General features: G+C 76.2%; 7 protein-coding genes and 1 pseudogene. 5 read left to right on the top strand and 3 right to left on the bottom strand.

Annotated features, from left to right (window positions below; genetic code table 11):
- Positions 1-19: 19 nt before the first annotated feature.
- Positions 20-1,699, top strand: coding sequence for a histidine ammonia-lyase (gene hutH / locus ACIP4P_RS24965; protein WP_400921883.1), 1,680 nt, complete (start codon positions 20-22; stop codon positions 1,697-1,699).
- A 58-nt stretch (positions 1,700-1,757) separates the two neighbouring features.
- Here hutH and ACIP4P_RS24960 read toward each other — a convergent pair whose 3' ends face one another.
- Together ACIP4P_RS24960 and ACIP4P_RS24955 are read right to left on the bottom strand one after the other, a co-directional pair.
- A complete protein-coding gene (locus tag ACIP4P_RS24960; RefSeq protein ID WP_400921881.1) occupies positions 1,758-2,657 on the bottom strand; it encodes an NAD(P)-dependent oxidoreductase in 900 nt (299 codons plus the stop codon).
- On the bottom strand, positions 2,654-3,787 hold the full coding sequence (locus ACIP4P_RS24955; protein WP_400921879.1) for an acyltransferase family protein: 1,134 nt from the start codon (positions 3,785-3,787) through the stop codon (positions 2,654-2,656). The genes ACIP4P_RS24960 and ACIP4P_RS24955 overlap by 4 nt, the downstream gene beginning before the upstream one ends.
- Before the next feature lie 274 nt (positions 3,788-4,061).
- On the opposite strand from ACIP4P_RS24955, the pseudogene ACIP4P_RS24950 reads away from it, so the two are divergent.
- The 4 genes and pseudogenes from ACIP4P_RS24950 to ACIP4P_RS24935 all read left to right on the top strand — a co-directional run.
- Positions 4,062-6,953, top strand: a pseudogene (locus ACIP4P_RS24950) (type I polyketide synthase); the annotation flags it as partial.
- A gap of 30 nt (positions 6,954-6,983) precedes the next feature.
- Entirely contained in the window at positions 6,984-13,388 is a 6,405-nt protein-coding gene (locus ACIP4P_RS24945; protein ID WP_400921877.1) for a type I polyketide synthase, read from the top strand.
- A 37-nt stretch (positions 13,389-13,425) separates the two neighbouring features.
- The gene (locus ACIP4P_RS24940) at positions 13,426-19,884 is read left to right on the top strand and encodes an SDR family NAD(P)-dependent oxidoreductase (protein ID WP_400921875.1); all 6,459 of its coding nucleotides are present in this window, start codon (positions 13,426-13,428) and stop codon (positions 19,882-19,884) included.
- A gap of 25 nt (positions 19,885-19,909) precedes the next feature.
- A complete protein-coding gene (locus ACIP4P_RS24935) occupies positions 19,910-21,499 on the top strand; it encodes an aspartate aminotransferase family protein (protein ID WP_400921873.1) in 1,590 nt (529 codons plus the stop codon).
- Between the two features lie 40 nt (positions 21,500-21,539).
- Here the strand turns inward: ACIP4P_RS24935 and ACIP4P_RS24930 are convergent, their stop codons facing one another.
- A complete protein-coding gene (locus ACIP4P_RS24930; protein ID WP_400921871.1) occupies positions 21,540-22,016 on the bottom strand; it encodes a MarR family winged helix-turn-helix transcriptional regulator in 477 nt (158 codons plus the stop codon).
- Between the last annotated feature and the right edge of the window lie 31 nt (positions 22,017-22,047).

Raw genomic sequence — 22,047 nt, 5'->3', positions numbered from 1 at the left:
CGCAGACAGGAGAGTCGAGTTGTCGTCCGAGAGCACGCCGAACACGCCGAGCACGTCGAACGCCCAGTGGATCCAGGGCGGTTCGGCCACGTCCGGTGTGTCCAGAGCCGATCTGCTGCTGGACGGGCGCTCCCTGACGGTCAACCAGGTGACCGAGGCGGCCCGTCGGCCCGAGGCCTGGCGGGTGGCGCTCGCCGACAGTGCCGTTCATCGGATGAAACGGTCGGTGGATCTGAAGAACGCGATCGTCGAGTCCGGGCGGCGGGTCTACGGCGTGACCTCCGGCTTCGGGGACAGCAACACCCGGCAGATCTCGGCGCCCAAGGTCGAGGCGCTGCAGGCCAACCTGATCCGCGGCTTCAACTGCGGCCTCGGCCCGACGGCCGCCCCCGAGGTGGTGCGGGCGACCGTGATCGCCCGGGCGAACTGCCTGGCCCGCGGCAACTCGGGGATCCGGTCGGAGGTCGTCCAACTGCTGCTGGACTGCCTGGAACAGGACATCCTGCCGGTCGTCCCGGAACGCGGCTCGGTGGGCGCCAGCGGCGACCTCGTCCCGCTCAGCTACCTCGGGGCCATGCTCACCGGGCACGGCACGGTGCTGCACCGGGGCGAGGCCCGGCCCGCCGCCGAGGCGCTGGCGGCGGTGGGTCTGGAGCCGGTGGTGCTCGCCTCCAAGGAGGGGCTGGCGCTGGTCAACGGCACCTCGTTCATGGCCGGGTTCGCCGTCCTGGTGCTGCGCGACGCCACCGAGCTCGCCCACGCCGCCGACCTGTGCACGGCCCTCGCCTCCCAGGTCCTGAACGGCAACCCGCGCCACTTCGACGCCTTCGTCTTCGACCACAAGCCGCACCCGGGCAGCGCCGAGTCCGCCCGGACGGTGCGCCGGCTGCTCGGCCGGGACGGCGACGGCCCGTTCGCGGGGGACCTCGACGAGCAGGCCGACCCGATGCCCGACGGGACGGGCTACCGTCGGCTGACCGAGCCCGTCCAGGACCGGTACTCGATCCGTTGCGCGCCGCACGTCAACGGTGTGCTCCGGGACACCCTCGCCTTCGCCGCCGACTGGACCCACGTCGAGATCAACTCCTCCAACGACAACCCGCTGTTCGACACCGACACCGGGGCGGTCGTCAACGGCGGCAACTTCTACGGCGGGCACATCGGCCAGGCGATGGACGCGCTGAAGACCGCCGTCGCCAGCGTGGGCGACCTGCTGGAACGGCAGTTGCAGCTGGTGGTGGACGAGAAGTACAACAACGGCCTCACCGCGAACCTCATCCCGCGCTTCCCGGACGACAGTTGGGAGGCGGGCCTGCACCACGGCTTCAAGTCGATGCAGTTGGCCGCCTCCTCGCTGGTCGCCGAGGCGCTCAAGCTGACCATGCCCGCGACCTCCTTCTCCCGCTCCACCGAGGCGCACAACCAGGACAAGGTCAGCATGGGCACCATCGCCGCCCGGGACGCCCGGACGGTGGTCGAGCTGGTGCGCCAGACGGCGGCGATCCACCTGCTCGCGCTCTGCCAGGCCGCCGACCTGCGCGGCGTCGAGCGGCTCAGCGGGCCGACGGCCGCCGTGCACGCGGCGGTGCGCGCGGTGTCGCCGGTGATGGACGGTGACCGGGGGATGGAGCGGGACATCCGGCTGGTGGCGGAGCTGATCGGGTCCGGCCGGCTGCGGGCGGTGGCGGCCGGGGCCTGAGTCCACGCCGATGCCTGAACTCCCCTTCGGGTGAAGGGGAGTTCAGGCATTCACCGGACTACTCCGTCGGCTTGCCGAAGTGCTCGATGACCGCCGCGTAACCGTCGGCGGCGTGGCCGCGGGCGGCGACCGCCTCCATCACGGCCAGCAGCTGCCGGGGCAGGTCGGGGTTGACGCCCCGCCGCTCGCTCTCCCGCAGGAGGTGGACGGCCCCCGCCAGGTGGGTGCTGAGCGCCGAGTCCTCGGCGGTGTAGTCGCCCTCGTCGATCTGCCGGGCGTAGCGGTTCACGAAGGCGCCCATGCCCGCGAACAGCAGCTCGGCGGTCGGTGCGAACTCCGTGGCGCCGATCCCGGCCGTGCGCAGCATCGCGGCCGCGTGCAGGAAGCCGTTCAGGCCGGACCACAGCGCGCCGAGGATCGCGACGTCGTGCAGCGAGGCGAGCCCCTGGTCCGTGCCGAGGTGGACCGGGCTGCCGCCGAGCGCGGTCAGCGTCCCCTGGTGGGCCCGGAAGGCCGGCTCCGGTCCGCTGTAGAGCACGGCGGTCTCCGGCCGGCCGATGGTGTCGGGGGTGGCCAGCAGCGCGCCGTCCAGGCTCTGCGCGCCGTGCCAGGCGGCGGCCTCGGCGACGTCGTCGGCGTCCTGGGAGGTGCCGGAGGTGACGTCGACCAGGACCCGGCCGGCCAGGGCGTCGCCCGCGGCGTCCAGGACCTGGTGCACCGCGCGGTGGTCGTTGAGGCAGAGCACCACGAGCGGCGCGGCCGCCGCCGCCTCGGCGGGGGTCGCGGCGCGCCGGGCGCCCCGGGCGACCGGGCCGTCGGCGTGGGCGGCGGTGCGGTTCCAGACGGTGGTGGGGTGCCCGGCGGCCAGGAAGGCGTCGGCGAGTGCCGTGCCCATCAGGCCGAGGCCGAGCACGGCGACGGGGGAGGGGGCGGGTGCGGGCGCTTGGGGCGTGGTCATGGAGTCTCCCTCTGGTGGGCGGTGGTGAGGACCGCGGCCGGGCGGGTGCGGCGCGGTCCGTTCAGCAGGCGCACCATCGGCTCCTCGACGGCGACGTGCAGCAGCCAGGCGGCCGCCAGCGATCCGGCGACGAGGACGACGGTGAAGAGCAGCGGGCGGAGCCCGTCGGCGGTGCCGTACGGGTCGAGCAGGGCGTCGCCGTGCTCGATCACCAGCAGGTGCGTCAGATACAGCGCCATGGACAGCGCCCCCAGCCGCTCGGCGACCGGGTGGGCGAGCCAGGACGGCCGGCCGAGCCGGTCGGCGTTGGCGGTCCCCACGATCAGCGCCGCCAGCGGCAGGACGGTGATCGCGGCGATGCCGAACATCAGTGGGGCGACGTGGTCGAGCGGGTAGAGCAGCGCGAAGGCGAGCGCGCCGTGCCACGTCCGGACCCGGTCGAGCCGCCCCTCCTGGACCAGCCGGGCCAGCACCACGCCCAGCAGGAACTCCGGCATCCGGGCCGGCGGAAAGGTGTAGCTGAACCAGATCTGGCGCTGGGTCACGCCGAGGCCGAACGGCGGCCCGTCGAGCAGCGGTGGTACGACCGTGGCCAGCAGCGGGACCAGGACGGCGGCCGCGACGGCCGCCGCGGCCCAGTACCGGAGCCGCTCGGGGCGGATCACGGCCGCGCGCCGGGCGATGACGAGGAACAGCAGGTAGAAGGCCAGGTCGCAGCAGAGCGACCAGGACACCCCGTTCACCCCGGGGTCGAGCAGGTCGAAACCGGGGGACCAGGTCTGCACGAGCAGCGCGTTGGGCAGCCAGGCGTGCAGCGGCACGGCCTGCCCGGCGGCGGCCAGCAGCAGCACGCCGAGGGCGAGGGTCACCAGGTGGCTGGGGAGGATCCGGGCCACCCGGCGGCGCCAGAACACCCGGACGGACTGCCGGGGGCGCCAGGCCCAGGCCAGCAGGAAGCCGCTGAGCAGGAAGAAGAACGTCACTGCGGCGAAGCCCAGCCGGAGCAGGACGGCGTTCTCACCGTGGCCGTGCGTCCAGATCAGGCTGGAGTGCTGGGCGACCACGGCGGCCGCCGCGAGGAAGCGCAGACCGGTGAGCGAGGGCAGCCGGGTCGTTCGGCCGAGTGCCAAGAGCGTTCCCGAGGTGTCGGAGCGGGTGGGGGGAAGGCCCGGTGATCGTAACCGAACCGGTGGCAAAGAAAGTTGCTGTGACATCAGCTCGTCGAGGAATGGCTGATTGGATGCTCTGAATACGGTCCGATGGGTGCTCTGCATACTTTCCAAGCGGAAATGTTGACGGCGGGTCATATCTGATAGAGATCGGCGTACCCGGCTAAGGTGCGTGCGCGATTGTCCGCCGTCGCGCCGCCCCGCCGCCCCGCCCGATCCAGGACCGGAGACCCCCGTGGCCGACAATGACACCCTGCGCCAGTACCTCAAGCGCGTGGTCGCCGACGCCGTCGACACCCGGGAGCGGCTGCGGGCCCTGGAGGAACGGCAGTCCGAGCCGATCGCGATCATCGGCACCGCCTGCCGCTACCCCGGTGGCGCCGACGGCCCGGAACGGCTCTGGCGACTGGTCGACGACGGGGTCGACGCGGTCGGCGGACTGCCGTCGAACAGGGGCTGGCCGCTCGACTCCCTGTTCCACCCCGACCCCGACGTGGTCGGCACCAGTTACGTCGAACGAGGCGGATTCCTGTACGACGCCGACCGGTTCGACGCCGAATTCTTCGGAATGTCACCGCGCGAAGCCCTCGGCACCGACCCCCAGCAGCGCATCCTGCTGGAAATCGCCTGGGAGGCCTGCGAAAGCGCCGGGATCCCGCCCGAGCACCTGCGCGGCAGCCGGACCGGGGTGTTCGCCGGAGTGATGTACAACGACTACGGCAGCCGCCCGCAGCTGCCCCGCGAGGACTTCGAGGGCTACCTCTTCAGCGGCAGCAGCCCCGGCATCCTCTCCGGCCGACTCGCCTACACCTACGGCCTGGAGGGCCCCGCCGTCAGCGTCGACACCGCCTGCTCCTCCTCGCTGGTCGCCCTCCACCTGGCCTGCGCGGCGCTGCGCCGAGGCGAGTGCGACCTCGCCCTGGCCGGCGGGGTGACCGTGATGTCCACCCCCGTCGCCTTCCTCGGCTTCTCGCGCCAACGCGCCCTCGCCCCGGACGGCCGCTGCAAGGCCTTCTCGGCGGTCGCCGACGGCGTCGGCTGGGGCGAGGGCGCCGGACTGCTGATGCTCGCCCGGCTCTCCGACGCACGCCGGGACGGCAGACGGGTGCTCGCCGTGGTCCGGGGCTCGGCCGTCAACCAGGACGGCGCCTCGAACGGGCTCACCGCGCCCAACGGCCCGTCCCAGGAACGGGTGATCCGCGCCGCCCTCGCGGACGCCCGGCTGACCGCCGAGGACGTCGACGCGGTCGAGGCGCACGGCACCGGGACGGCGCTCGGCGACCCGATCGAGGCCCGGGCGCTGCTGCGCACCTACGGCCGGCGGTCGCCGGAGCGGCCGGTGTGGCTGGGCTCGCTCAAGTCCAACCTCGGGCACACCCAGGCGGCCGCCGGGGTCGGCGGCGTCATCAAGATGGTCGAGGCGCTGCGGCACGGCCGACTGCCCGCGACCCTGCACGCCGAGCAGCCCTCGCCGCACGTGGACTGGGCGTCGGGGGCGGTCGCGCTGCTCACCGAGGCCCGCGACTGGTCGAGCGGCGAACGGCCGCGCCGGGCGGCGGTCTCCTCCTTCGGGCTCGGCGGGACGAACGCGCACGTGATCCTGGAGGAGGCCCCGGAGCCGGAGGGCGAGGAGTCCGAGGTCGTGCTGCCGGTGGTGCCCTGGGTGCTTTCGGCGCGCTCCGTCCCGGCCCTGGCGGCGCAGGCGCGCGACCTGCTGGCGCTGGTCGGCGGCCCGGGCGCGGTCCCGGACCACCGGGACGTCGCCCGGGCGCTGGCGACCACCCGGGCCGCGCTGCCGTACCGGGCCGCCGTGGTCGGCGGTACGGCGGAGGAACTCATCGAAGCACTGGGCGAGTTGGCCGGTCACCTGGCGACAGAAGGTGCCCGGCGGATGGACGGCGAGATCCGGACGGTGTTCCTGTGCCCGGACGGTGAGGGGGCCGGGCCGGAGGCCGTGGCCGAACTCCGGTCCGCCTTCCCGGTGTTCGCCGCCGCGTACGACGAGCTGGCCGCCTTCCCTGATATGCCAGGTGGCTTCGCGGTCCAGGTGGCCCTCCACCGGCTGTACGCGGCTTGGGGATTGAGCCCTTCGGCGCTGGTCGGCGAAGGCTCTGGCACGGTGGTCGCGGCTCATCTGGCCGGGGCGCTCTCGGTGTTGGACGCCGTGGCCCTGCTCGCCGCGCGCGAGCGGCTGCTCGGGCAGGGGGACGACCCGGCGGCCCGGGCGGAGTTCCGGCAGACGGTGACAGCGCTGGCCTTCACCCCGGCTCGGCTGCCCCTGCTGTCGGCCGCGACCGGCTGCGAGGAACCGGCGGAGTGGTGGGCCGATCCGGCCGCGTACCTGTCCGAAGTCGACGAGCTGCCAGCCGACTTGGGCGTCGTGCTGGCCCTGGGGGCGGCCGGGGACGGCCGCGCGGTACCCGCGCTGGTGCCCGGGGAGGCGGCGCCGCGCACCGTCGTCCGGGCGTTCGCCCGACTGCATGTGCTCGGGGCGCCCGTCGACTGGTCGGCTTTCTTCGCCGGGACCGGCGCCCGACACGTCGAGCTGCCGACCTACCCCTTCCAGCGCGAGCGGTACTGGCTGGAGTCGACCGCCCCCGCCGAGTCCCCGGCCCCGACCGCGCCCCAGGCCACCCCGGCCGAGACCGGCGCGCTCGCCCGGCGCCTCGCCGAACTCCCCGCCGGGGAGCGGCGCGTCCATCTGCTCGACGTGGTGCGCGCCGAGGCCGCCGCCGTGCTGCGGATCGCCGACCCGACGACCATCGAAGTCGCCCGCCCGTTCCGGGAGTTCGGCTTCGACTCGCTCACCGCCGTCCAGCTGCGCAACCGGCTGGCCGTGCTCGCCGCGGTCGAACTGCCGGTCACCGTGCTGTTCAACCACCCCACCCCGGAGGCCGTCGCCGACCTCCTGCTCGACCGGACGGCCACCTCGGAGCACCCGGACCCGCTCGCCGAAGTCGCCCGCCTGGAACGGGCCCTGGCGGCCCGGCCGGCCGACGACCCCGCCGTCCACGCGGCCACCGAGCGCCTGCGGCAACTCCTCGACCGCCACGGCCGGTTGGAGACCGCCACCAAGGACGAGCTGTTCGACCTGATCGACAACGAGCTCGGCCGGAGCCGGACCTGACGGTCCGCCCGCCGAGAGAGGAAGCCAAGCATGTCGGACGACGAGAAGCTCGTCGACTACCTCCGGCGGGCGACCGCCGAACTGCGCAGCGCGCGCCGAAGGGTGGCCGAACTGGAGGACGCCCGGCAGGAGTCCGCCGAACCGGTGGCCGTCATCGGGATGGCCTGCCGCTTTCCGGGCGGGATCGGCTCCCCCGAGGACCTGTGGCGGCTGGTGCTGGACGGCGGGGACGCCGTCACGCCGTTCCCCGCCGACCGGGGCTGGGACCTCGACGCCCTCTACGACCCCGACCCCGCGACGCCCGGCACCTCGTACGCCCGCGAGGGCGGGTTCATGGACACCGCCACCCGGTTCGACGCGGCCTTCTTCGGCATCTCCCCGCGCGAGGCGACGGCGATGGACCCGCAGCAGCGGCTGCTGCTGGAGACCGCCTGGGAGGTGTTCGAGCACGCGGGCATCGACCCGACCCCGCTGCGCGGCAGCGGGGTCGGGGTGTTCGCCGGCGTCTCCGAGCAGTCGTACCTCGGCCCGGACACCCCGGCGGAGTACGAGGGCTACCTGCTGACGGGCCGGCTGGGTGCGGTCGCCACCGGCCGGATCGCGTACACCTTCGGCTTCGAGGGGCCGGCCGTCACGGTCGACACCGCCTGCTCCTCCTCGCTGGTCGCCCTGCACCTGGCGGTGCGTTCGCTGCGCGGCGGAGAGTCGGCGATGGCGCTGGCCGGCGGGGTGACGGTGCTGGGCTCCCCGCTGGGCTTCGTCGACTTCGCACGTCAGCGCGGGCTGTCCCCGGACGGCCGCTGCAAGTCCTTCGCGGCCTCGGCCGACGGCACCGGCTGGGCGGAGGGTGCCGGGCTGGTCCTGCTGGAACGGCTCTCCGACGCCCGCCGGCACGGCCACCGGGTGCTCGCGGTGGTGCGCGGCTCGGCGCTCAACCAGGACGGCGCCTCCAACGGGCTGGCGGCGCCCAACGGCCTCGCCCAGGAGCGGGTGATCCGCCGGGCGCTCGCCGATGCCGGCCTCACGCCGGCCGAGGTGGACGCGGTGGAGGGCCACGGCACCGGCACCAGGCTGGGCGATCCGATCGAGGCCCAGGCCCTGCTGGACGTCTACGGTCCGGACCGTCCGGCCGAACGGCCGCTGTGGCTGGGGTCGTTCAAGTCCAACATCGGGCACGCGGCCGCCGCCGCCGGGATCGGCGGCGTGATCAAGACCGTGCAGGCGCTCCGGCACGGCGTACTGCCCCGCACTCTGCACGTGGACGAGCCCACGCCGCTGGTGGACTGGACCGGGGTCCGGGTGCTCACCGAGCAGCAGCCGTGGCCGCGCACCGGAGCACCGCGCCGGGCCGCCGTGTCGGGTTTCGGCGTCGGCGGGACCAACGCCCATGTGGTGCTGGAGCAGGCGCCGGAGCCCGAGCCGGCGGCAGAGCCCGAGCCGACGGCCCAGGCGGCACCGCTGCCCGCCGTCCCGTGGCCGCTGTCGGCCGCCACCGCGCCGGGACTGCGCGCCCAGGCGGCGCGGCTGCTGGAGCACCTGGAGTCGCACCCGGAGCTCTCTCTCCGGGACGTCGCCGACACCCTCGCCACCGGCCGGGCGGCGCTCAAGCACCGCGCCGCGCCGGTGGGCGCCGACCGGGACGCCCTGCTGCACCGGCTGCGGGCCCTCGCCACGGACTCCACCGTGGAGGTCGCCAGCGCCGTACGGCCCGGCCGGACGGCCTTCCTGTTCACCGGGCACGGCGCCCAGCGCCCGCGGATGGGACGCGGCCTGTACGACGCGTTCCCGGTCTTCGCGGCGGCCTTCGACGAGGCCTGCGCCCAGCTGGACCAGTACCTGGACGCGCCGCTCGGCGCGGTCCTCTCCGGCGAGGGCGCGCTGGACCGCTTCGCGTACTCGCAGGCGGCGGTGTTCGCCTTCGAGGTGGCGCTGTTCCGGCTGCTGGAGTCGTTCGGCGTGCGGCCGGACGTGGTGGCCGGGCACTCGGTCGGCGAGCTGGCGGCCGCCCACGTCGCGGGCGTCCTCGCACTGCCGGACGCGGCCGCCGTGCTGTCCGCCCGGGGCCGGCTGGTCGAGGCGCTGCCCGCCGGCGGGGCCATGGTGGCGCTGGAGGCCTCGGAGGCCGAACTGGTCCCGCTGCTCGCGCCGTACGGCGGGCGGGTGTCGCTGGCCGTGGTGAACGGCCCGTCCTCCGTGGTGGTGTCGGGGCCGGCCGAGGAGGTGGGCGGGCTCGCCGCGGAAGTGGAGGGCCGGGGCCGCCGGGTCCGGCGGCTGGCGATCAGCCGGGCCGCCCACTCGGCGGCGTTGGACGGGGCGCTCGACGAGTACCGGCGGGCGGTGGCCGACGTGCGGTTGGCCCCGCCGACACTGCCGCTGGTGTCGACCCTGACCGGGCGGCTCGCCACCGCCGCGGAGCTGTGCTCCCCGGACCACTGGACGGCCCAACTGCGCCGGCCCGTCCGCTTCCTGGACGCAGTCCGCACGCTCGCCGCCCAGGGGGTGGGCGTCACGCTGGAGGTGGGCCCGGACGCGGTGCTGTCGCCCCTGGTCGGCGGCTGCCTGGACGAGGGCACGACCGTGACGGCGGTCGCCGCCGTGCGGGCGGGCGCGGCCGAGGCGCCGGGACTGGTCGGGGCGCTGGCCGAGCTGTGGGCGGCCGGGGTCCCGGTGGACTGGCGCGCCTTCCTGGGGCCGCGCCGCTCGGCGCCGGTGGAGCTGCCGACGTACCCTTTCGAGCGGGAACGGTACTGGCTGACCATCGCCCCGGCGGTCACGGCTGGCCCGGGCGGCCGACCGCTGGCGCACCCGCTGCTGTCCGCCGTCCACGAGGTGGCCGGGCGGGACGAGTTGCTGTTCGCCGGACGGCTGCCGAAGCCGTCCGCGGCCGCGCTGGTGGAGCTGGCGCTCAGGGCGGGTACCGAGGCCGGCTGTGCGGTGCTCGACGACCTGCTGGTCCGGCCGTCCGCCGTGCTGTCCGAAGTCGGCGCACTGGAGGCCCAGTTGGTGCTGGGCGGCTCGGACGCGGACGGGCACCGCCCGTTCACGGTGCACACCCGCTCGGGGGAGGACGGGGCCTGGACCCCGGCCGCCTCGGGCACGCTCAGCCGGGGCGGCGCCCGTCCGACGGCCGAGGGCGGCGCGTGGCCGCCGCCGGGCGCCGAGGCGGTCGAGCCGGAGGCCGCGGGCGTGACGGCGCTGTGGCGGCACGGCGAGGAGCTCTTCGTCGAGGCGGCCCTGGCGGACGAGCACGCGGACTCGCATGCGGCCGAGGACTGGGGCCTGCACCCGGACCTGCTGGAGCGGGTGGTCCGCTGCGCCGGGCCGGTGACCACCGTCGCATGGCGCGGCGTCCGGCTGTACGCCGTCGGGGCCACCCGGATCCGGGCCCGGATCACCCCCGGGCCGGCGGGCCTCGCGCTGCACCTCGCCGATCCGACCGGCCGTCCGGTGGCCTCGGTGGACGCGGTGACCGTGCGCCCGGCCGTCGAGCCGGCGACCGCGACCGCGCGGACCCGTGCGAACGACGGACTGTTCCACCTCGACTGGGTGCCGGTCACCCTCCCGACGGCCGTGCCGCCGGTCCGGTGGGCGGTGCTCACGGGCGACGCGGAGCCGGCCCTGCCCGTCGGACGGCGCTTCGCCGACCTCGGATCGGTGCTGGAGGCCCTCGGGGAGTACCAGGCGGTGCTGGCCCCGCTCTCCCCGGTGCCGGGGCCGGACGTCCCCGGCGGCGTGCACGAACTGGCCGTACGGGCCCTGGAGTTGGCGCAGCGCTGGCTCGCGGACGAACGGACCGTCGGGCGGCCGCTGGTGGTGGCGACCCGGAGCGCGGTGGCCGGGGCGGGTGATCCGACGGCGGCCGCGGTGTGGGGCCTGCTGCGCTCGGCCCAGTCCGAGGCACCCGACCGGATCCACCTGGTCGACCTGGACGACGACCCGGCCTCGCTCGCCGCCCTCCCCGCCCTGCTCGCCTCCGGTGAGCCCCAGGCGGCCCTGCGCGGCGGGCGCGCCCTGGTGCCCCGACTGGCCCGGGCCGTACCGCCCCCCGGGCCGGAGGACTCCGGCGACTCGCCCTGGCGCCGCGACGGCACCGTGCTGATCACCGGCGGCGTCGGCGCGCTCGGCGCGGTGTTCGCCCGTCACCTGGTGCGCCGGCACGGCGTGTCCCACCTGCTCCTCACCGGGCGCCGCGGGTCGGCGACCCCCGGTGCGGACCGGCTGCGGGCCGAGCTGACCGCCCTCGGCGCCCGGGTCGAGGTCGCCGCCTGCGACATGGCCGACCGGCCCGCGCTCGCCGCCCTGCTGGCGGCCGTCCCGGCCGAGCGGCCGCTCACCGCCGTGCTGCACGCCGCCGGGGTGCTGGACGACGGGATGCTCGCCGCCCTGACCCCCGAGCGGCTGGCGGCGGTGCTCCGGCCCAAGGTCGACGCGGCCTGGCACCTGCACGAGCTCACGCTCCGGCACGAGCTGTCCGCCTTCGTGCTGTTCTCCTCCGTCGCCGGGATCGTCGGCGGACCGGGCCAGGCCAGCTACGCCGCCGCCAACACCTTCCTGGACGCGCTGGCCGAGCACCGCGCCGGCCTCGGCCTGCCCGCCACCTCGCTCGCCTGGGGGCTCTGGCGGGACGAGGGCGGCATGGCCGGGCACCTGGGCGAGGCGGACCTGCGCCGGATCGCCCGGGGCGGGCTGCGCCCGGTCACCGCCGAGGACGGCCCGCACCTGCTGGACGCGGCGCTGGGCGGACGGCGGGCCGCCGTCGTGGCGACCCCGCTGGACCTGCGGGCGCTGCGGCAGCGGCCCGAGGAGGTCCCGCTGGTCTTCACCGGCCTCACGCCCCTGCCGCCCCGCCCGCGGGTCGGCCGGGGCGAGGCGGAGGCCGAGAGCTTCGCCCGACGGATCGGCGCCCTGCCGCCCGAGGAGCGCCGCGCGCTGGCCGTCGACCTGGTCCGTCGCGAGGCCGCCCGGACCCTCGGCCACCTCGACGCGGGCGGCGTCGGCGCCGAGGACGCCTTCCCCGCCCTCGGTTTCGACTCGCTCGGCGCCGTCCAGCTGCGCAACCGGCTCGACGCGCTGACAGGGCTGCGGCTGGCGGCCGGGGCGGTCTTCGCCCACCCGACCCCGGCCGAGCTGGCCGACCACCTGCTGGAGACGCTCGCGGCGGCCGGCGCCCTCTCCGCCGTCGGCACCCACTCCGCCCCCGACGGGGACTTCGCGGCCGACATCCGGCTCGACGACGACATCCGCCCGGCCGCCGAGGTCGTCCCGGTCGCCGTCGAACCGCAGGAGGTGCTGCTGACCGGGGCGACCGGTTTCCTCGGCGCCTTCCTGCTGCGCGACCTGATGCGCTCGACCAAGGCCACCGTGCACTGCCTGGTGCGGGCCGCCGACCGGGCCGCCGCGACGGAGCGGCTGCGCGAGCGGCTCCGCTGGTACCGGGTGTGGGAGGAGATCGACCTGGACCGGTTGGCGGTCGTGGTCGGCGACCTCGGGCAGCCCCGACTCGGCCTGAGCGAGCTGGAGTTCGACCGGCTGGCCCGGATCGTCGACGTGGTCCACCACGCGGGGGCCGCGGTCAACTGGCTGCGTTCCTACACCGAACTCCGGGCCACCAACGTGGCCGGCACCCGGGAGGTGCTGCGGCTGGCCGCCCGGCACCGCACGGTGCCGGTGCACCACGTCTCCTCCACCGGGGTGTTCACCCCGGCCACGGCGGGTGAGGGCCCGCGGACCGTCACCGCCCCCACCGGCCCGCCGGAGGCGCTGGCCCACGGCTACGCGCAGAGCAAGTGGGTCGCCGAGCAGGTGGTCGGGATCGCCCGGGAGCGCGGACTGCCGGTGACGGTGTACCGGCCGGACGTGATCTGCGGGGACCAGCGCCACGGGGCCTGCCAGACCCGGGACTTCGTCTGGCTGAGCCTCAAGGGCCTGGTCCAGTCCGGGGCCGTCCCGGCCGGGCTCGCGGGCGAGGGCCTGGGCGCCGTCCACATGACCCCGGTCGACTACGTCAGCGCCGCGATCACCACGCTGGCCGGGCAGCGGGAGAGCGCCGGCGGCACCTTCCACCTGCAGAACACCGGCACCGATGGGTACGGTGAACTCATCGGATACCTGAGGGAGTTGGGCTATCCGCTGCCCGAGGTGACGGGGGAGGAGTGGCGCCGGACGGTGTTGGCCGACCCGGGCAACGCGCTCACCCCGCTGCTCGACGAGTTCGAACGGCTCTCCGGCCACCAGGGCGTCCACCGGCTGATGGACGTGACCGCCACCGACCGGGCGCTCGCCGGCACCGGGATCGACCGGCCGACGGTCGATCTGCCGCTGTTCCGGCGCTACGTGGACTTCTTCGTCCGGACCGGCTGGCTGCCGGCGCCTCCGGCGGGGACCGGCCCCGCCACGACGCCCGAGGACGCCAGGACGCCCGCCCCCACCGGCTGACCGCGCCCCCCGCACCGCCCCGACCAGGAGGACGACCATGCATCTGGAGATCACCCCGATCGACGCGCTGCGCCGTGCGGCCCGGCGGCCCGGAGCCGGTCCGGCCCTGCACTACGAGGAAACCGCCATCGGCTACCCCGAGTTGCTGCAGCGGGCCGGACGCCTCGCCGAGGTGCTCGCCGAGGGCGGGGTGACGGCCCGGTGCCGGGTCGCCTACCTGGGGCTGAACAGCCCGACGCTGCTGGTCGCCTACCTCGCCTGCAGTTGGCTGGGCGCCGCCCTCGTCCCGGTCAACCACCGGCTCGGCGCCGCCGAGGTGGCCGAGCTGCTGCGGGACTGCGAGCCGCACACCGTGCTGGCCGAACCGGGGCACGCGCCACTGGTCGACCGGGGCTGCGGGGCGCGCCTGCTGCTGGTGGACGACGACCCGGTCGCCCCGCCGGGTGACCGGGACGACCCGGACCCCCGGTGGACGCCGCTCGCGCCCGCGCTGGCCGCCGCCGCGCGGCCGCCGCGCGACCCCGCGCCGCTGGACGCCGAGGACCTCGCCGTCCTGCTGTACACCTCGGGCACCACCGGCCGGCCCAAGGGCGTCCGACTCACCCACGGCAACCTCTGGTGGAACGCCGCCAACGTCGACGCCGCGCTGGCCACCCGCGAGGAGGACGTCAACCTGGTGGTCACCCCGCTGTCGCACATCGGCGGGCTGAACTGCTTCACCCTGCGCAACCTCGGCCACGGCGGCACCACCGTGCTCCGCCGCCGCTTCGACCCCGAGCGGACCCTGCGCGACCTGGTCGAACTCAAGGTCAACACGTTCTTCGCGGTCCCGTCGATGTTCGCCCTGCTGGCCCGTCAGCCCGGCTTCGCCGCGGCCGACCTGTCCGCGCTGCGCGGCGCCGTGGTGGCCGGCGCGCCGGTGCCGGCCGGGCTGGTCCGGGACTACGCGGCGCGCGGGGTGATGCTGCAACAGGCCTGGGGGCTCACCGAGACCGCCTGCTTCGCCAGCTACCTGCCCCCGGAACTCACCGTCGCCAAGGCGGGTTCGGCGGGCCGGGCGATGCCCTTCACCGAGCTGCGGATCGTCGACCCGGAGACCGGCGCCGAGGTGACCGGGCCGGACCGGCCGGGCGAGGTCTGGGTGCGCGGCAAGCACGTCTCACCCGGCTACTGGCGCGGCGAGGAGGCGCTCCGGGACGGCGACGGCTGGTTCCACAGCGGCGACCTCGGCCGGCTGGACGCCGACGGCTGCCTGTACCTGGTCGACCGGCTGAAGAACGTGATCATCCAGAACGGCGAGAAGGTCTACCCCGCCGAGGTCGAACGGGCGCTGGCCGACTGCCCCGGCCTGCGGGAGGTCGCCGTCCTCGGCGCCCCGCACCGGGAGTGGGGCGAGAGCGTGGTGGCGGTGGCCGCCGCCGAGCCCGGCGCCGCCCCGACCCTGGAGGAGGTACGGGAGTTCGGCGCGGCCCGGCTGGCGCCCCACAAGCTCCCGGTCCGGCTGCACCTGGTCGCCGAGCTCCCGCGCAACGGCGCCGGGAAGGCCGACCCGGCCGCCCTGCGGGAGCTGCTGGCCGCCGCGGAGTCCGCCGATCCGGTGACGGCGGGCGCCCCGACCGGCCGGGACGGTGCAACCACCCCGGACGGCCTGGCCGACCTGGTCGCGGCCGCCACCGAGGCGGCGCTCGGCTTCCCGCCCGGCCGCCGCTACGGCGCCGCGAGCTTCGCCGAGCTCGGCGTGGACTCGCTCAGGGCCGTCCTGCTGCGCGACCGGCTGGCCGCGGCCACCGGACTGACGCTGCCCGTGACGCTGGTCTTCGACCACCCGACCCCGGCGGCCGTGGTCGCGCTGCTGCGCGCCCGCCTCGGCGGGACCGCCGCGCCGGAGGAAGCGCCGGAGGAAGCGCCGATCCCCCCGAGGGCGCCCGAGGACGACCCGGTGGTGATCACCGGCATGGCCGTCCGGCTCCCCGGCGGCCTCACCACCCCCGAGGCCCTCTGGCAGGTGCTCACCGAGGAACGCGACACCGTCACCGCCTTCCCCGAGGACCGCGGCTGGGACCTCGCCACCCTCGCCGACCCCGACCCGGAGGCCCCCGGCCGCTCCGACACCCGGCACGGCGGCTTCCTGCGCGACGCCGCGCTGTTCGACGCCGAGTTCTTCGGCATCTCCCCGCGCGAGGCCGCCGCGATGGACCCCCAGCAGCGGCTGCTGCTGGAGACCAGCTGGGAGGCGCTGGAGCGGGCCGGGATCGCCCCGTCCGCCCTGCGCGGCCAGGACGTCGGCGTGTTCACCGGGGTGTTCGCCAACGGCTACACCGAGCGCGTCCCGGTCTCCCGCAGCTCGGACGGCTACCGGGTGACCGGCGGCGCGACCAGCATCGCGGCCGGCCGGGTCGCGTACGTCCTCGGCACCCACGGCCCGGCGGTGGCCGTGGACACCGCCTGCTCCTCCTCGCTGGTCGCCCTGCACCTGGCGTTGCGCTCGCTGCGGGCCGGCGAGTGCGCGACGGCCCTGGTCGGCGGCGCCACGGTGATGGCCACGCCGGACGCCTTCGTCGAGTTCTCCCGCCAGCGCGCGATCGCCCCCGACGGGCGGTGCAAGCCCTTCGCGGAGACCGCGGACGGCACCGGCTGGGCCGAGGGCGCGGCCGTCCTGGTGCTGGAACGGCTCTCCGCCGCCCGGTGGGCCGGCCGCCGCCCGCTCGCGGTGGTGCGCGGCTCCGCCGTCAACCAGGACGGCGCCTCCAACGGGCTGACCGCGCCCAACGGTCCCGCCCAGCAGCGGGTGATCCGCCGGGCCCTGGCCGACGCCGGGCTCGGCCCGGACGACGTCGACGCGGTCGAGGCGCACGGCACCGGTACGGTGCTGGGCGACCCGATCGAGGCCCAGGCGCTGATCGCCGCGTACGGGCCGGGCCGCACCGAGCCGCTGCTGCTGGGCTCGGTGAAGTCCAACCTGGGGCACACCCAGGCGGCGGCCGGCGCCGTCGGCGTGGTCGCCACGGTGCTGGCGCTGGGGCACGGCGTGCTGCCGCGCAGCCTGCACGCCGAGCGGCCGAGCAGCCGGGTCGACTGGTCCGGCGGCGCGGTGCGGCTGCGCACCGGGACGGCCCGCTGGCCGGAGCGGCACCGTCCGCGCCGGGCCGGGGTCTCGTCCTTCGGGATCAGCGGGACCAACGCCCATGTGCTGCTGGAGCAGGCCCCCGAGCTCCAGGAAGCCGCTGTCGAAGGGGAGTCGGCGCCCCTGGTGCCGCTGGTGGTGTCCGCGCGCACGCCCGAGGCGCTGGCGGCCCAGGCCGGACGGCTGGCCGAGCTGCTGGACGGCGGGGTCCGGCCGCAGGACGCCGCCCGGTCCCTGCTCGCCGGGCGGTCCCTGTTCGAACACCGGGCCGTCGTCCTGGCGGCCGGGTCGGCCGCCGCCCGGGCGGCGCTGGGGGCCCTCGCCGCGGGCGGCAGCGCCCCCGGGCTGGTCACCGGGCTCGCGCCGGTTGACCGGACGGACCGCGACGTGGTCCTGGTCTTCCCCGGCCAGGGCACCCAATGGGCCGGTATGGGACGGGAGTTGTGGCAGGGCGAGCCGGTCTTCGCCGAGCGGATGGCCGCCTGCGAGCAGGCCCTCGCCCCGCACGTCGACTGGTCGCTCACCGAGGTCGTGCACGGCGCCCCCGGCGCCCCGCCGCTGGACCGGGTGGACGTGGCCCAGCCCGTCTCCTTCGCGGTGATGGTCTCGCTCGCGGCGCTCTGGCAGTCCCATGGAGTCCGCCCGGCCGCCGTACTCGGCCACTCCCAGGGCGAGATCGCGGCGGCCTGCGTCGCCGGGGCGCTCTCGCTGGCGGACGCCGCCCGGACGGTCGCGCTGCGCAGCCGGGCCATCGGCGAGCGGCTGGCCGGCAGCGGCGGCCTGCTCTCCGTGCCGCTGTCCGAGCAGCGGGTGCGGGACTGGATCCGCGCCTGCGGCCCGGGCGTCGAGATCGCCGCCGTGAACGGCCCGGAGCGCACCGTGGTCGGCGGCGGGACGGCGGCGCTCAGCGCGTTCCACGGCGAACTGGCGCGGCGCGCGATCGACGTGCGGATGATCCCGGTGGACTACGCCTCGCACACCGCCCAGGTGGCGGAGCTGGAGCCGGAACTGCTCCGACTCCTCGGCGGCACACCGTCGTCGGCGCCCGCGGTGCCCTGGTACTCGACGGTCGACGGCGGGTGGATCACCGGCCCGCCCGGACCGGACTACTGGTACCGCAACCTGCGCCGTCCGGTGCGCTTCGAAGCGGCGGTCCGGGCCCTTGCGGCCGAGGGCCGCACGGCCTTCGTCGAGGTCGGCGCCCATCCGGTGCTGGGCGCGGCGATCGAGGCGACGCTCGCCGACGCCGGGGCGGGCCCGGCGGCCGTGGTGTGCGGGACGCTGACCCGCGACGAGGGCGGCCGGGACCGGTTCGCCCGGTCGCTCGCGGAGGCCTTCGTCCGGGGCGTGCCGGTCGACTGGACACCGCTGCTCCCGCCCGGCGCGCGCCGGGTCGACCTGCCGACCTACCCGTTCCGGGGGCGCCGGTACTGGCCGGAGGCGCTGCAGGCCCCCGGCGGCGGTGAAGCGCTGCTCGGGGTCGTCTGGCGCGACCTGCCCGCCCGGGGCGCGGCGGCCGTGGCGGTGACGCCGGTCGCCGACCTGGCGGTGCCCGTGGACGGTCCGGCCTGGCCGCTGCTCCTGCCCGGAGAGGTCGGGGACCCGGCCCGTCCCGAGGACCCGGCCCGTCCCGCGGGGGAGGCCCGTCCCGACGAGGCCGAGCGGCTCCGGCAGTCGACCGCCCGGGTGCTGACCGCCGTACGGACCTTCCTCGCCGAACCCCGGTACGAGGACCGCCGGTTGGTCGTCGCCACCCGCCGGGCCGTCGCCACCGATCCGGGCGATCCGGGCGAAGCGGTGGACCCGGTCGAGGCCGCGCTCTGGGGCCTGGTCCGCTCGGCGCAGACCGAGCACCCCGGCCGGCTGCTGCTCGCCGACCTCGACCTGCCCGCCGCTGCGGGCCCCGAGGAGTACACCCGGGCGGTCACGGCCGTCCTGGGCGGCGTGGTGGCGGCGGACGAGCCGCAGTTCGCCCGTCGGGGCGAGGCCGTCCGGGTGCCCCGGCTGGAGCGGGCCGCTCCGGAGGGCGGAGCGGGGGAGGGCCCGGTGCCGGACCCGGCCGGCACCGCGCTGATCACCGGCGGCACCGGCCTGCTCGGCCGGCTGATCGCCCGCCATCTGGTCACCCGGCACGGGCTGCGCCGCCTCCTGCTCGCCTCGCGGCGCGGCCCGGACGCCCCCGGAGTCGCCGAACTCTGCTCCGAGTTGGCCGAGTTGGGTGCCCACGTCGAGGTCGTCCGGTGCGACGCCGCCGACCGCCACCAGGTGCGCGCGCTGGTCGCCGCCGTCCCGGCCGAGGCGCCGCTGACCGTCGTGGTGCACGCCGCCGGGGTGCTGGACGACGCCGTGCTGAGCTCGCTCACCCCCGAGCGGCTGGACACCGTGCTGCGCCCCAAGGCCGACGCCGCCCGCTGGCTGGACGAGGCCACCCGCGAACTCCCCGCCCCCGTCGCACTGGTGCTCTGCTCCTCCGCCGCCGGAGTGCTGGGCACGGCGGGCCAGGCCGGGTACGCGGCGGCCAACGCCTACCTGGACGGCCTCGCGACCCGGAGGCGGGCCGCCGGCCTGCCCGCGGTGTCGCTGGCCTGGGGCTCCTGGGAGGCTGACGCCGACGCCGAGGGCGAAGGCGGCATGACGGCCGGTCTGGGCCGCGCGGACCGCGCCCGGCTGGCCCGCAGCGGCGTCCGGCCGCTGCGACCCGCCGAGGGGCTGCGACTGTTCGACGCGGGACTCGCCGACGGGCGACCGGTGCTGGTGCCGCTCGCCCTGGACACCGCCGCGCTGCGGCCGCCCGTCCCCGCGCTGCTCCGGGGCCTGGCCGACCCCGCACCGGCCGCCTCCGCGCCCGGTGCGTCGGCCGAGCAGCACGCCGTGCGCCTGGTCGCCGCCGACCCGGCCGCGCTGCTGGACCTGGTCCGCTCGGCGGCGGCCGAGGTGCTCGGCGAGGACGAGCAGGTCCCGGCCGACGAGCCGTTCGAGTACGCGGGCTTCGACTCCCTGATGGCGCTCGAACTGCGCGAGCGGCTGTCCAAGCTGACCGGCACCAAGCTCCCGGCGACGCTGGTCTACGACCATCCGAACCCGGCCGCCGTCGCCGAGCAACTGGGCCGACTGCTCGGCTCCGTCCAGGAGCGGCGGGAGGCGGCCGCCGCCCTCGACACCCTGGAACGCACCCTCGCCACCGTGGACGGAGCCGCCCGCGTGGAGCTCGCCACCCGGCTGCGCACCCTGCTCGGAGAGCTGGAACCGGAGGCCGGGACGCCCTCGGCCCCGGCGGCGTCGGCTTCGGCTTCGTCGGTTTCGGCCGTGACCGCGGACCTCGCCGACGCCGACGACGACGAGCTCCTCCGCTTCATCGACACCCGGTTCTGACCGGCCCCCAGAGAGAGGCACCCCGATGGACCCCGTGGACACCACCGGCCTGGCCGAACCCTTCCTCCGCACGCAACTGGAGTCCCTGGGCCTGGCCGTCGAGTACGTCCGCGCCGAGGGCGACACCCTCTACCGGCGCGGCGACGACGGCGGCGAGCTCCCGGTGCTCGACCTCGTCGGCGGCTTCGGCGCGACCATCCTCGGCCACCACCACCCCGAAGTCACCGCTTTGGCAAAGGAGTTGCTGGCCGCCCAGGTGCCGGTGCACGCGCAGTTCTCGCTGCACCCGTACGCCGAGGCCGTCGCCCGGCGGCTCAACGACATCCTCCACCGGGAGACGGGCGACCCGGGTCCGTACCGGGCCGTCTTCGCCAACAGCGGCGCCGAGGCGGTCGAGGCCGCGGTGAAACACGCCGAGCTGGACCGCGGGTCGAAGGCGGCCGCGCTGCGGGCCCGGATCGACGAGTCCGTCGCCCGGGCCCGGCGGGCCGTACGCGACGGAGCGCGGCTCTCCGAGACCGCCCGACGGCTCGCCGAGGGCGGGGACTTCGAGGCCCTGGCCGCCGCCGTCGGCGACGCCAACCGGGCCCGGGCCGAGGAGCCGCCGGTGCTGCTGGCGTTGACGGGGGGCTTCCACGGCAAGCTGGTCGGCAGCGTCCAGCTGACCCACAACCCGGTCGTCCGGGAGCCGTTCCGCGCGCTGGCCACCCCGTGCCGCTTCGTCCCCGCCGAGGATCCGGAGGCCCTGGCCGCCGTGTTCGCCGAGGAACGCCGGACCCTGCTCGGCCTCAGCGTCTCCGACCCCGGCGTTTCCGACCTCGGCGCTTCCGGTGGCGTCGTGGACGTCGTCGAGCACCGACTGCCGCGCCTGTGCGCCCTGGTGCTGGAACCCGTCCAGGGTGAGGGCGGGGTCCGGCCGCTCACCGCCGGGTACCTGCGCGAGGTGCAGCGGATCTGCGCCGAGGCGGACTGCCCGATCGTGGTGGACGAGGTGCAGAGCGGCATGGGCCGCACCGGCACCTTCCTGGCCGGCTCGGCCGTCGGCCTGCGCGGCGACTACTACGTCCTGGCCAAGAGCCTCGGCGGCGGCCTGGCCAAGGCCGCGGTGATGCTGGTCCACCACTCCCGCCACCGGCCCGAGTTCGAGCTGCTGCACAGTTCCACCTACGCCAAGGACGCCTTCTCCACCCTGATCGCCGCCCGCACCCTCGACCTGCTGGAGGCGGACGGCGGCGCCCTGTACCGGCGGGCCGCCGAGCGCGGCGAACGGATCCTGACCCGGCTGGCGGGCGTGCGCGACGACTTCAAGGACGTCGTCGTGGACGTGCGCGGCCGCGGGCTGATGATCGGCCTGGAACTGCGCGACCAGGCCAACTCCTCCTCCCCGGTGCTCCGCGAGCTGTCCCGGGCCGACGTCCTGGGCTACGCCGCCGCGGGCTACCTGCTCCACGCCCACGCCCTGCGGGTCTTCCCGACCGCCAGCGCGACCACCACCCTGCGGATCGAGCCCTCCGTCCGGATCACCGACGCCCAGATCGACCAGGCCGAGACCGGCCTGCGGGCCCTTTGCGAGCTGCTCCGCGCCCAGGACGGCGAACGCCTGCTCAGCCGCTGACCCGGCTGTTCAGCAGTCGGCATGCCCACCCGCCGACCCGTCAGCCGGTGGGCATGCCGGTCCCGTCCCGTTCGAGCGCCGCGCGCAGCCGCCCGAGCGCCTCGGCGACCGCGGGCGCCGAGGCGCCGTCGAGCGCGCCGCCGACCAGTTCGGCCAGCCCGGCGGCGAAGGTCTCCGCCGCCGCGTCGACCAGCCGGGTGCCGTCGTCGGTCAGGGCCAGCAGCGAGGAGCGGCGGTCGGCCGGGTTGGGCTGCCGGACGGCCCAGCCCTGCTTCTCCAGGCGGTCGACGCCCTTGCTGGTCGCCCCGATGCCGATGGCGAACTCGGCCGCGAGGTCCGCCACCCGGGCCCCGGGGTGGTCGCGCAGGAAGCGCAGGAACTCGAACTGCGAGGTGACGATGCCGTGTTGTGCGCGGAGGCGGTCGTTCAGCGCGTTGTAGAGGCGGGTCTCGCAGCGGACGAGGTCGGCGAAGAAGGCCGACAGGTCGACCGGGCCGCCGGGCGATGTATATTCCACGGCATATAGTGTACGGGAAGGTACTTCCGCA

The sequence above is a fragment of the Kitasatospora sp. NPDC089509 genome, assembly GCF_044749365.1.
Taxonomy (GTDB): domain Bacteria; phylum Actinomycetota; class Actinomycetes; order Streptomycetales; family Streptomycetaceae; genus Kitasatospora.
The sequence above is the reverse complement of the archived record's forward strand: the minus strand, read 5'-3'. Positions and strand labels throughout refer to the sequence as shown.

What these genes read in the sequence shown, in the direction of transcription:
- ACIP4P_RS24960 (WP_400921881.1), bottom strand. Translation starts at nt 2,657, where the DNA reads ATGACCACGCCCCAAGCGCCCGCACCCGCCCCCTCCCCCGTCGCCGTG.
- ACIP4P_RS24945 (WP_400921877.1), top strand. Translation starts at nt 6,984, where the DNA reads ATGTCGGACGACGAGAAGCTCGTCGACTACCTCCGGCGGGCGACCGCC.
- ACIP4P_RS24940 (WP_400921875.1), top strand. Translation starts at nt 13,426, where the DNA reads ATGCATCTGGAGATCACCCCGATCGACGCGCTGCGCCGTGCGGCCCGG.
- ACIP4P_RS24935 (WP_400921873.1), top strand. Translation starts at nt 19,910, where the DNA reads ATGGACCCCGTGGACACCACCGGCCTGGCCGAACCCTTCCTCCGCACG.